This is a genomic window from Pyxidicoccus sp. M6, from assembly GCF_055568925.1.
In genome coordinates this window covers 6,828,296-6,840,737 of record NZ_CM145714.1, presented here as the reverse complement: position 1 = coordinate 6,840,737, position 12,442 = coordinate 6,828,296, and the positions used below count along the sequence as shown (strand labels likewise).

The window sequence follows — 12,442 nt, the reverse complement described above, 5'->3', positions numbered from 1 at the left end:
AGGGGAGCCTCACGCCGCCCCGTCACGGATGCCCGCGCGGAGCGGCCCGGCTCACAGAAAGAAGCGCCAGGTGCTCAACGCCGTGTCGGTGCCTCCCGAGGTGAGGGCCTGCCCGTCGGGGCGCCATGAGACGGTATTCACGTCACCGTCGTGGGAGCCGAGGACCCGCATGGAGAGGCCGCTCGTCGAGTCCCAGATGAAGACGAGGCCCCCCACTCCACCTCCGGCGATGCGGCGCCCGTCGGGGCTCCACGTCAACGCATACGGCGTGAAGAGCCCGGAGGACACCGCCAGCAGCGCGCCCGTGTCCAGGTCACGGATGGACACGCCATCCTGCTGGCCGAGCGCGAGCCGCGTGCCGTCCGGACTGAGCGCCACCGCCAGCGTGTGCGTGTCCACTCCGGGGTCCACGAGGCGCAGCTCGCCCGTCTGCGAGTCCCACAACTCCCAGCTCACGTCGGAGTACGCCGCCACGAGGTAGCGGCCCTCCGGCGTCCAGGCCAGGGTGCGCACCGTGCGGTCGCTGCGCGGGAAGCGGAACAGCACCGTGCCTGCGTCCACGTCCCAGATCCTCACCGTGCCCCCGGCGGCCGAGGCCGGATTGAAGCCGGCATAGGTCGCCAGGCGACGACCCTCCGGGCTCAGCGCGACGCGGTGGACCTCGATGGGCTGCGTCTCGCCGCTGGTGGCGTGCTGGAGCGGCGCCCCGACGAGCGCGCCGTCCTCCACGCGCCACACGCGGGCCTGCCCGTCCGCGCCGCCGCTCGCGAGCCGGGTGCCGCTCCCATCCCAGGCCAGCGCGCGCACCGCCTTGTCCCCGTGCCCCGACAGCGTGCGCACCGGGGCGCCCTGCCCGTCCCACACCTGCACCGGCCCTTCGCGGCCACCGCTGGCCAGCCGCGCTCCCGTGGGACTCCACGCCACCGACTCCACGGCGAGGGTGTGGGCCAGCAGCTCGCGCTTGCGCAGCACGTGGGCCTGCGCATCCACGGTGACGAGGGTGACCTCCGCGGGCATGTCCTCCACGACGGCCAGCTCCGCCTTCGACGGGTGGAAGCGCAGCCCGTCGTAGCCTCCGGCGCTGATGACCACGGGCCCGTTCTCGCGAGCGTCCGCCACCACGGTGCCGGTGTCGGCCTCCAGGATGACCAACGTCCGCGAAGTGTCTCCGAGCCCGAGCCATCGCCCATCCGCGCTCCAGTCCAGCAGCCACGTCCTTCCCCACGTGCCACTCCACGTGGACTGGAGCTGGTGCGTCGCCGAGGCATACAGCCGCACCTCACCCCGGGCGCCCACCGCGTAGCGCCCGCCATCCGGGCTCCAGGCGAAGCTGCTCACGTCGGTGTGCAGCTCCTGAAAGATTGCGGGGGCGATGCCATGGATCTCCACCCACTCCGAGCCCGCTGCTCCGGGGAACCCCACCTCGAGCGCGAGCCGGCTTCCCTCCGGGCTCCATGCCATCCGCCGCACCCGGCCCTGTGCCGTCCGGTTCGTCTCCGCGCTGGTCCCGGTGTCGGCGCGCCAGAACCGCACCTCCTTGCCGGCGTCGCCCCCCGCGCTCGCGAGGCGCTGCCCGTCCGGGCTCCACGCCAGCGCGCTCACCTCGCTGCCGTGCGCCCGCCACTCCCGGAGCACGGCTCCCGTCGTCGCGTTTACCAGCTCCAGGTTTCCATCCCTGCGACCCAGCGCCACCACGTCTCCGCGAGGGCTCCAGGCCACCGCCTTGAAGCCCCGGGTCCAGGGGCCGCCGTCAATCGTGCGCAGCACCCGGCCGCTCTCCGCGTCCCAGATGCGCAGCCGGTTCGGATCCAGGGTGGCCGTGAGCGTGTCGAGCGCCGCGATGCGCTTGCCGTCCGGGCTCCACACGGGGCTCTTGGGGTAGCGCGCGCCCGCGCGCATCCACTCCACGGCGGACTCCGTCTCCGGAGCGAAGCGCGCCGAGCAGCTCACGTCCCGGTCCACGGCGAACGTGTACGGCTCCGCCTCGTCGTCACAGCCCCACCAGCCCACGAAGCGCCAACCGGGCTCCGGCGTCGCGGCGAGGGTGACCACGGAGTCCCTCGCGAACCTGTCGTGGCACGTGTCCGCGCAGTCGAGCCCCGCGGGGGTGCTCGTCACCCGCCCACGCCCGACCACCTGGACGCGGACGTCGAGCCGCGCCACCTCGGTCCCCTGGATGGTGTACTCCACCGGGTCGGACCACGCGCCGAGGAGGCCCGTCAGGTCCCTCGCGCGGCAGCGCGCCTGGAAGCTTCCCTCCCGGGTGACGGCATGGGTCACCTCGCCCGGAGTGCCGCTGGGCATCAGCTGCGAGTACGTCGTCTCGCCGCTGCCGTCGCCCCATTCGAAGAGGTACTCGATGGATTGGCCCTGCGGGTCCTCGGCGGTGCACCGGAAGGGCAGTGACTCACCGACGGCGGCCCGCGGGACGACTGCTTCGATGCGGGCCTTGCCGGGCTCGCGGCCGGCGTTCGAGTCGCCGCCATCCTCGGAACAGGCGGACAACGCGCCCGAAGCGAGCGCGAACGCAAGGAGGGATGAGAGTCGCCCGGAACGGGCGGAGGCCAGGGACAGAGGACGGAAGTGCATGCGGTTCGTACCCACGCGCACCGGCCCCCGGATTCGCGCGAGCCGGTGAGTAGCCGTGCCGTCGTGGGAAGTCAAAGGACAGTTCCACCGCGCGCCGCCTGACATGACCCCTTGAACGGCAACGGCCGGGCCCCCTTTCGGGAACCCGGCCGTCACGCCGTGAGGCTCTTGCCGCTGAAGGATTACTTCTTCAGCTTGCTCGCCATCACGTCGCCGAGGCGCGCCTTGGAGCCTTCCGCCTGCTTGCGGAGGTACTCGCGGTAGTCCTCGCCCTCGCCGATGAGCGCCTTCATCGACAGCGCCACCTTCCGGTCCGGCGTGTTGATGTCGATGATCTTCACCTCGACATCCTGGCCCTCGTTCACCACGTCACGCGGGTTCTCGACACGCTCCTCCTTCAGCTCGGAGACGTGCACGAGGCCCTCGATGCCCGGCTCGATCTCCACGAACGCGCCGAAGTCGGTGACCTTGGTGACCTTGCCCTTCACGCGGCTGCCCACCGGCAGACGCTCGGACAGCGTCTCCCAGGGGTCCGGCTGGAGCTGCTTGATGCCCAGGCTGAAGCGCTCGTTCTCGACGTCGATGTTGAGCACCACCGCCTCGACCTCGTCGCCCTTCTTGAACATCTCGCCCGGGTGCTTGATGCGCTGGGTCCACGAGATGTCGGACACGTGCACCAGGCCGTCCACGCCCTCCTCGACGCCGACGAACACGCCGAAGTCGGTGACGTTGCGGATCTGACCCTTGATGACGGAGCCGATCGGGTACTTGTCCTCGAGCAGCGTCCAGGGGTTCTGCTCGATCTGCTTCATGCCCAGCGCGATGCGCTTGGCCTTCGGATCGATGTCCAGGACGACGGCCTCGACCTCCTGGCCGACCTCCAGAATCTTGGACGGGTGCTTGAGGCGCTTGGTCCAGGACATCTCGGACACGTGCACGAGACCCTCGACGCCCTGCTCGATCTCGATGAACGCGCCGTAGTCCGTGATGGACACGACCTTGCCCTTGACGCGCGTGCCGACCGGGTACTTCTCGTCGGCGCGGTGCCACGGGTCCTCCTGGATCTGCTTGAGGCCCAGGCTGACGCGCTCCTGCGTCGGGTCGAACTTGAGGACGACGACGCGGACCTCGTCACCCACGTTGAACATCTCGCTGGGGTGACCGATGCGGCCCCAGGACATGTCGGTGATGTGGAGCAGGCCGTCGATGCCGCCGAGGTCGATGAACGCACCGTAGTCGGTGAGGTTCTTGACCACGCCCTTGAGGACCGCGCCCTCGCGCAGGTTCTTCAGGGTCTCCTTCTTCATCTCCTCGCGCTGCTTCTCGAGGAGGACGCGGCGGGACAGGACGATGTTGCCGCGCTTCTTGTTGAACTTGATGACCTTGAACTCGAATTCCTTCGAGATGTACTGGTCAAGGTTGCGCACCGGGCGGATGTCCACCTGGGAGCCGGGGAGGAACGCCTTCACGCCGATGTCGACGGAGAGGCCACCCTTCACGCGGCCGACGATGGTGCCCTTGACGATCTCATCGCGCTCGCAGGCGGCGCTGATCTCGTCCCAGATGCGCATCTTGTCGGCCTTCTCCTTGGAGAGGACGACCATGCCCGTGTCGTTCTCACGGCTCTCCAGGAGGACCTCGACGGGGTCACCCGACTTGACGGAGACCTCACCGCGAGGATTGGTGAACTCGGAGATCGGGACCTGACCCTCGGACTTGTAGCCGATGTCGACAATCGCGAAGTCCTTCGTCACCTGGACCACGGTGCCCTTGACGATCTCCCCTTCCTTCAGGATGCCGTCACCACCGCGCTCCTTGAGCGAGGCCTCGAACATTGCGGCGAAATCTTCGTCACCGCCGTCCATCCCGACCTGCTGGTTCACGTTCTGCTGCATGTAGAGGAAGTCCTTTGAAACGGTACAGCTGCCCCCTGATGGTGGGTAATACGCAGCGGCCTGCGGGGAGCAACGGGCCGCCGCGTGCGTCCTCCTCATTGAGGACCTTGATTTGATGGAAGCCGCGCACCCTAGACACCGATAATTCCGGTAGTCAAGCGAGCGCGTGCCCCATGTGATGATGGGTGGATGGCCCACCCCGGGCATGTCAAGCCCCGAGGTCGGTGTCCCGCCGCCTGGACTCCAGGCGGACGGACGCGAATCCCGGCCGGATGGACCCTTCACCTACTTAAGAACGGCCATCCCCCCGCGCAGCCCTCCCGCCCCGAGCGACACCCCGAGCGCCCCGGCCGCCCGGCCGGACGGCGGCCGTCCCCGGTACGGGTTCCGACAGCACGCGGCAGGGCTCCAAAGTCCCCGGAGCGGCTGGAAATTCTGGCGATTGCGACATTTTCCAGCCTGCCTCGTTCACCGGACGGGTGGAGGCCCGCGAGTCCAGTGACCGGCGTCTGTCACGGGGGAGGTGCGCCCGGGGGGGTGGACTGGTCCCGAAACGTCGGCGGCCGCGGGCCCCTCCCCTCTTTTCCGCTGATCCCGAACACCCGAGCTGGCCGATCTGTCGGGTAGTGCGCCTGGTGCGCGGATTGCCCTCCGGGGCACGGCAACCACTTCCTGAGAGAATCGATAATCCGGACTGTTGGTGAATCCCACACCCCGGGAGAGTCCCGTGACAGTCCACGTCCAGCGCCACCACGTCGCCGGAAGGCCGCACGCCGCCGAAGTCGCGAAGGTGAAGCAGGCGCCCAAGGAGGGCTTCAAGTCCTCCGAGCACATCAGCCAGGTGACGCCCGAGGGGTACGAGAAGGGCTACCAGAATGCCGCGTACAACTGCGGCGCGACCTCCGTGGCCATGGTGGCGCGTGCCTGGGGCCGGTGGACGGGGCGCACCGATGCCCAGGTCATCAACCACCTGAGCAGGGGCCTGGTGACCGAAAAGGGGACCACGCTCAGGGGCATCGGGAAGATGCTGCAGCGCGCCGGCGTCCCCGTCCCGGGTGGCAAGGCCCTGGGAGGTCCCTTCAACGATGAGGTCGCGAAGGAGCAGCTCGGCAAGGGGCGCATGCTTCTCGCCAGGGTGCGCGTCACGGACCCGAAGACCCACGAGGCCAGCTCCCACTGGGTGCTGATCCGGAAGACGACGCAGGACGGCAACTACGTCATCTCGGATCCGCTGAAGAAGGGCAAGACGGTGGTGACGCCGAAGCAGCTCCGCGAGGCCGTCGACAAGGCCCCGCCCCATGGCGGCGTCCTCGTGCCCGTGGGACGGCCTGGAGGGGACCTGAAGCCCTCGACGCCTCCCCCGCCGGCTCCCTGGGGCGCCGTGGATCCGAGAGCCTTCCAGCTCCCGTTCGGCTGGAGCAACTTCGTTGCGCGCAACCCCTTCCAGCCCACGGGCGATGAGCAGGACACCTACGGCCGGCATCGCGAACATGACGGCTCATCGGGCCGCATCTACCTCGAGCGAGGCCTCAGGACCTACGCGGACCAACTGGACGCGGGGAGCGTGCTGGACCCGCGCTTCGGGGGACGCTCCGGGCCAGGCTACTCGCGGCAGGACCAGTTCTTCGGGGGCCCACGCATGACGGCTCCGGAGCCGAAGACCTCTCCATCCAAGAACACGCCCAAGTCCCATCCCGACAAGGCCGCCTTCACGGCCACGGATGACGTCTTCGCCGGTGTCGACACCTCGTACAAGAAGGTCCCCGACGCGCCCAAGCCGGCTGGGAAGGATGACAAGAAGCCCCACCTGCGGGGGATCACCTACAACACGGAGCCCGCCGCGGGAACGGCGCCCTCGAAGAAGCCCGTCACGCGTTTCTTCAAGAACGTCGACGCGTACGTGAAGAAGCTGCTGAACGGCATGGGGAGCAAGGACTTCTTTGCGTTGCTGGAGAGGCTCGAGCAGAGCGTGTTCAAGAGGGACAAGCTCGTGCTGGCGAAGCTGAAGGACAGCGAACTCAACCAGGGAGGCATCGGCAAGAGGATCACCTACGAGTCCGCGACCGACTGACGAGCGCACCGCGCGGGGCACTCCGTCCCCGTGCATGGCTTCCTGACACGACATGGCCCGCCAACCCCAGGATGAGCAGACCCCCGATTCGCCGGTGCCCCCCCGACGACCGGACACCGGCCGCCCGGAATGGGCGGACCCGTCAGCGCCCCAGACGACGCCGGAGATGCGGGCCGAGCGCCCCGCGCGCCGGCGCAACACCGCGCCCGAAGCGGAGCGGCCGCTCGAGCGCGGCACCCACGTCGAGCGCTACGTCATCCTCAAGTCCATCGGACAAGGGGGAATGGGCATCGTCTATGCGGCGTATGACCCGGACCTGGACCGCAAGGTCGCGCTCAAGCTGCTGCACCCGGACCATGTGGGCCCGCTGGAGTACGGCCGGGCGCGGCTCCTGCGCGAGGCGCAGGCCATGGCCCGCGTCTCCCACCCCAACGTCATCGCCGTGCACGACGTGGGCACCCATGGCGAGCAGGTCTTCGTGGCCATGGAGTTCATCCAGGGCCACAACCTGCATGACTGGGTGAAGCAGGGCGGGCACTCGTGGCAGGACATCGTCCGCGTCTTCATCGAGGCGGGCCGGGGACTGGCCGCGGCGCACCAGGCGGGGCTCGTCCACCGAGACTTCAAGCCGGCCAACGTGCTCGTGGGCAATGGCTCGCGCGTGTACGTGATGGACTTCGGCCTCGCGCGGCTGGCCGCGGAGCAGCATGACGAGGACGACCTCGAGGGCGACACGCGCGAGGACCCCGCCAACCCTGGCCTCCTCGCGGAGCTCACGGCCGCCGGCTCCGTGGTGGGTACGCCGCAGTACATGCCGCCGGAGCAGTACATCGACCAGGGCGCGGACGCGCGCTCGGACCAGTTCAGCTTCTGCGCGTCGCTTTACTGGGCCCTCTACCGCAAGCGCCCCTTCGAGCACCGGCACGTGCAGCGGCTCGCGGCGCAGGCGCTGCAAAGCACGGGGACGCTGTCCGGGGAAATCCTCCGGAGCGCGGCGCCGGGCACCGTCATCCGCGAGCCGCCGAAGGACGTCCGCGTGCCCGCCTGGGTGCGGCGCGTCGTGCTGCGCGGCCTGTCGCTGAGTCCAGAGGACCGCTTCGCCTCCATGGAGGCGCTGCTGGAGGCCCTGTCCCAGCAGTCGCGCCAATCCCGCCGGCGCTTCGCGATGCTCGGCGTGGGTACCGCGGCGCTGGTCGCATCGGGCGTGGGGTTCTACGTCCATCACCGCTCGCAGGTGTGCGCCGGCTCGGAGTCCCTGGTGGCCTCGACCTGGGGCCCGGCCGCTCGCCAGAAGCTGGAAGCGGCCTTCGCCGCGACGAACCGGCCCTTCGCGAAGGAGACCGCGGAGCGCGTGACGCGGATGCTGGACGGCTACGCGGGGGACTGGGCGCGGCAGCACACCGCGGCGTGCGAGGACACCCGCGTGCGCGGCGCGCAGACGGAAGAGCTGATGTCCCTGCGCATGGTGTGCCTGGAGCGGCGGCGCAAGGACCTCGGGGCGCTGGTGGGCCAACTGACCGAGGCGGATGGCAAGGTGGTGGAGCGGGCCGTGGATGCGACGGGCGCCCTCCCCTCGCTGTCGCCGTGCGGGGACGTGGAGTCGCTCACGGAACAGATGCCGCGCCCCGCGGACCCGGAGCGGCGCGCCACGATTGAGCGGCTCGAAACGCGGCTCGCCGAGGTGAAGGCGCTCCTCGACGCGGGCCGCTACCCGAAGGCGTTGGAGGAGGCGAAGCGTCTGCAGCCCAAGGTGGACGCCGCGGCGTGGCTCCCGCTGCAGGCAGAGCTGCACAACCACCTGGGCTGGCTCCAGCAGCAGATGGGAGACAAGGACGCGGGGCTCCGTGAGATGGAGAAGGCCATCGACGCGGCGGAGGCCAGCCGCTCGGACCGGATGCGTCTGGAGATCCTCACCCGTCTCATCTTCGCGCAGGCGAACCACGGACAGACGGCGCAGGCGGAGCGCTGGGGTGAGGTGGGGCAGGCCATCCTCACGAGGCTCGGCGGAGAGCCGCTGCTGGCCATGGACCTGATGGGAAACCTGGGCAACATCCGCATGATGCAGGGCCTCTACCCGCAGGCCCGTGACTTCTTCGAGAAGGCGCGCGCGCTCCAGGAGGAGACCCTGGGGCCCGAGCATCCGAAGCGGGCCAAGGTGACCTACAACCTCGGCCTTGCGGTGCTGCGGCAGGGAGAGCACGCGCGCGCTATCCAGCTCCTCACCGAGGCGCTCCAACTGACGGAGGCGGCCAAGGGACCAGACCATCCGGAGATGGGCAACCGCCACGTACTCCTCGCCACCGCGCTGCGCGAGAACAGAGAGCCCGCTCAGGCCCTGTCCCACGCTCAGGCCGGGCTGGAAGTGCGCAAGGCCGCGCTCGGAGCCGAGCACCCGCTGGTCGCGGACGCGATGGACGAGATAGGCATGTGCCTCATCGACCTGAAGCGCTACGACGATGCGCTCGCCACCTTCCAATCCGCGGTGGAGCTCAAGCGCAAGGCGCTGGGAGAGGACGATTCGAACCTGTCCTATTCGTACGACGGTATCGGCCAGGTGCTGCTGGCGCAGGGACGCGCGGCGGATGCCGTCGCACCGCTGCGCAAGGCGCTCGCGTACGAGGACGTCGATACGGAGGCCCTGGCGCTGACGGGCTTCGCCCTGGCCCGCGCGCTCTGGCAGACGGGCACCGATCCCGCGAACAGCCTCGCGGAAGCACTGCGTGCCCGGGCGCGCTTCGAGGAGCTGCAGAAGCCGGCGCAGGTCGCGGAGATAGACGTGTGGCTGGCGCAGGCGAGGGACGAGGCGCCGAAGCCCGCTCCGGACGCTCCGCCCCGGCGTGAGGTGTCCGCGAAGAAGAAGCGCGTGGTGCGTGGCCGCTGAGCGCACCGGAAACCGCCCCATGGAGTCCATGGGACCTGCTTCACGACGAGTGCGGGGACCTGCGAACGGGGGGCGCGTGCCATAGCCGCGAGCCCCGTGCTCCAAGCCAGTCCGCTCCAGCTTGCATTCAAGGACAATTGTGATTTCTCCTCCGGGCCGTCCGCGACCTGACACCTTGGTACCCGCACCGGAGACGCTGAACCATGGCCGAGCCCCTGTATCGTCTGGCAGATCAAACCTGCGCCGAACCCCTCGTGAATAGCTGGGCGGCCTGGTGGCTCACCTTCGTCCCGGTCGCCTCCGCCCTCCACCTGAACAACTACCAGGTGCCGCTGCTGAAGGCGTACCTGCAGAGCCCGGACTTTCACGCGAAGGCAGCGAAGGACCCCGCGCTGAGCGGGTCGTCGTTCGTCGGCATTCCCCCGTCACGCGCGGGCGACGTGAAGGCACTGCTCCAGACGACGCTGACCGAGCAGGCGGACCGCATCAAGCTGGCCGAGGCCGTGGACGAATTCCAGACGTGGCTCCTCGCGGAGGCGAAGGGCCAGTCACTGGAGCCGCTCTACGCGAAGGTGCCCGAGCCGCTGAAGGGGCTCGTGGAGCTGGTCTACGACTACAACAACCGCCCCTTCATGCGGCTGCTGGAGGGGATGACGTACCGCAGCCGCCACTACAAGCCGGAGACGCAGTCCGTGCGGCTGTCCCGGCTCGAGTCGGACGCCGGCCGGCCCGCGATTCTGTCCACACCCCGGCTGATGGAGCCGGGGCAGTTGGACCTGCGCGTGCCGTTCGCCGACGCGCGTTGGGACCGCCTCTTCGAGATGGACCGTACGCCCAAGCCGCTCGGCTACATCCGTGACCTGCTCGGGCCCGCCGTGACGAACGAGGCGGACCTCATGCCCCTGCTCTCCTCCGAGCCGCTCCCGGCGCCGTCTCGCTGGGAAGGCAGCGCGCCCCGGGTGCGCTATCTCGGCCATGCGTGCGTGCTCATCGAGTGGAAGGGCACCTCCATCCTCGTCGACGCCATGGTGGCCGCCCGCCCCGTCTCCGGCGGTATGGAGCGCATGACGTTCGCCGAGCTGCCCGAGCGCATCGACTACGTGCTCATCACCCACAGCCACGCGGACCACCTCTCCTTCGAGACGCTGCTCCGCCTCCGGCACCGCATCGGCCACCTCGTGGTGCCGCGCTCGAACGGGCTCATGGTGGGTGACTACTCGCCGAGGCTGCTGGGCCACGCGCTCGGCTTCAAGAACGTGCACGACCTGGACACGCTGGAGTCGCTGCCCATCCCCGACGGCGAAATCATCGTCTCGCCCTTCCTCGGCGAGCACGGCGACCTGGGCCACGCCAAGTCCGCCTTCATCGTCCGCACCGGGCGCGAGCAGATGCTCTTCGCCGCCGACTCCACCTGCATCGACGAGGACGTCTACCGGAACCTGCGGAGCGTGGTGGGTGAGATTCAAACGGTGTTCATGAACACCGAGACGGAGGGCGCGCCGCACACCTGGACGGTGGAGGCGCTCTTCCCCAAGAAGCGGGATCGCAAGCTGGAGAAGAACCGCCGCTGCCGCGGGAGCAACGCCGCCGAGGGATTGCGCCTGCTCGAAATCCTGGGCGCGAAGCGGCTCTACAACTACGCCATGGGCCTGGAGCCCTGGGTGGAGCACATCATCGGCCCCGCCGCCTCGCCGGACGCGCCGCGCATGAAGGAGTCCGACCGGCTGCTGGCGGGTGCGCGCGAGCGCGGCATCGAAGCCGTGCGGCTCGGGCGCCCCGTCGACTTCCAGCTGTAGCCCTGCTGCCCGGTGCTCCCGGCCTCCGCGTGGGGGGAGGCCGGGACGCTCGGGCTCAGCCCAGCAGCTTGAACGTCTCGCGGGCAATCACCATCCGCTGCACCTCGCTGGTGCCCTCGTAGATGGTCTGCACGCGCGCATCGCGGAAGTAGCGCTCGACGGGGAACTCGTCGATGTAGCCGTAGCCGCCGTGAAGCTGCACGGCCTTGTCGGCCAGCTTGTTGCTCATCTCGCTGGCGAACAGCTTCGCCATGGAGGCCTCGCGCGAGAAGGGCTGGCCCTGCTCCTTCAGGTACGCCGCGCGCAGCGTCAGCAGCTCCGCCGCCTCGAGTTGCGTCTTCATGTCCGCCATGATGAAGCGCGGCGCCTGGAACTCGCCAATCGACTGGCCGAAGGCCTTGCGGTCCTTCGAGTACGCCACCGCCGCCTCCAGCGCCGCGCGGCCCACGCCGCACGCCTGCGACGCGATGCCGATGCGCCCACCGTCCAGCGCCGTCATCGCCAACCGGAAGCCCTGCCCCTCCTGGCCCAGGAGGTTCTCCGCCGGAATCTCACAGTCCTCGAACGTCAGCGCCACCGTGTTCGAGGAGCGCAGGCCCATCTTGTCCTCATGCTTCCCGATGATGAGACCCTTCGTCCCACCCTCCACGATGAAGCACGACAGGCCCTTGTTGCCCGTCGGCGCCGTGCGTGCCCACACGACCATGACGCCCGCGTAGGCACCCGACGTAATCCACTGCTTGGTGCCGTTGAGGACGTACTTGTCCCCGCGCTTCACCGCCGAGGTGAGCATGGCCCCCGGGTCGGAGCCCGCGTGCGGCTCGGACAGCGCGAAGGAGCCGGCAATCGCCTCACCCGAGGTCAGCTTCGTGACGTACTTCTCGCGCTGCGCGTCGGTGCCGAAGGCGTTGATGAGCTCCGCGCACATGTTCGTCACGGCCATGGTGACGGCCGTGGACGCATCCGCCGCCGCCATCTCCATCATCGCCAGCGAGTAGGAGACGACGCCCGCCTCCGAGCCGCCGTACTTCGCCGGGATGTTCACCCCGAGCAGCCCCAGCTCACCCATCTCCTTGTAGAGCTCCGTGGGGAAGCGCTCCTCACGGTCCAGGGTGCGGGCCTGCGGGGCCACGCGCTCGCGCGCGAACTTGCGGGCGGTGTCGCGGATCAGCGTCTGCGTCTCGGTCAGCTCGAGGTTCACGGCGGTCTT

General features: G+C 69.3%; 6 protein-coding genes. 3 read left to right on the top strand and 3 right to left on the bottom strand.

What is annotated here, in order from left to right; translation table 11 throughout:
• Positions 1-51: 51 nt before the first annotated feature.
• Together ACVTJA_RS27345 and ACVTJA_RS27340 are read right to left on the bottom strand one after the other, a co-directional pair.
• Complete coding sequence (locus ACVTJA_RS27345) at positions 52-2,589, bottom strand: WD40 repeat domain-containing protein (protein WP_465823878.1); 2,538 nt, start codon at positions 2,587-2,589, stop codon at positions 52-54.
• A gap of 182 nt (positions 2,590-2,771) precedes the next feature.
• Positions 2,772-4,484 (bottom strand): 30S ribosomal protein S1, encoded by a 1,713-nt coding sequence (locus ACVTJA_RS27340; RefSeq protein ID WP_206727716.1) that lies wholly within the window; start codon positions 4,482-4,484, stop codon positions 2,772-2,774.
• 727 nt (positions 4,485-5,211) lie between these two features.
• On the opposite strand from ACVTJA_RS27340, the gene ACVTJA_RS27335 reads away from it, so the two are divergent.
• The 3 genes from ACVTJA_RS27335 to ACVTJA_RS27325 all read left to right on the top strand — a co-directional run bounded on the left by ACVTJA_RS27335 (position 5,212) and on the right by ACVTJA_RS27325 (position 11,232).
• Complete coding sequence (locus ACVTJA_RS27335) at positions 5,212-6,555, top strand: hypothetical protein (RefSeq protein WP_465823877.1); 1,344 nt, start codon at positions 5,212-5,214, stop codon at positions 6,553-6,555.
• Positions 6,556-6,649: 94 nt separating this feature from the next.
• Positions 6,650-9,436: a tetratricopeptide repeat protein gene (locus ACVTJA_RS27330; RefSeq protein WP_465823875.1), complete on the top strand. Its 2,787-nt coding sequence runs from the start codon at positions 6,650-6,652 to the stop codon at positions 9,434-9,436.
• A gap of 254 nt (positions 9,437-9,690) precedes the next feature.
• Positions 9,691-11,232 (top strand): MBL fold metallo-hydrolase, encoded by a 1,542-nt coding sequence (locus ACVTJA_RS27325; protein WP_465823873.1) that lies wholly within the window; start codon positions 9,691-9,693, stop codon positions 11,230-11,232.
• 55 nt (positions 11,233-11,287) lie between these two features.
• Here the strand turns inward: ACVTJA_RS27325 and ACVTJA_RS27320 are convergent, their stop codons facing one another.
• Positions 11,288-12,433: an acyl-CoA dehydrogenase family protein gene (locus tag ACVTJA_RS27320; RefSeq protein WP_465823871.1), complete on the bottom strand. Its 1,146-nt coding sequence runs from the start codon at positions 12,431-12,433 to the stop codon at positions 11,288-11,290.
• Positions 12,434-12,442: the final 9 nt, after the last annotated feature.

Excerpts from the sequence above, each read along its gene's own strand:
- ACVTJA_RS27345 (WP_465823878.1), bottom strand. The coding sequence starts at position 2,589 with ATGCACTTCCGTCCTCTGTCCCTGGCCTCCGCCCGTTCCGGGCGACTC.
- ACVTJA_RS27340 (WP_206727716.1), bottom strand. The coding sequence starts at position 4,484 with ATGCAGCAGAACGTGAACCAGCAGGTCGGGATGGACGGCGGTGACGAA.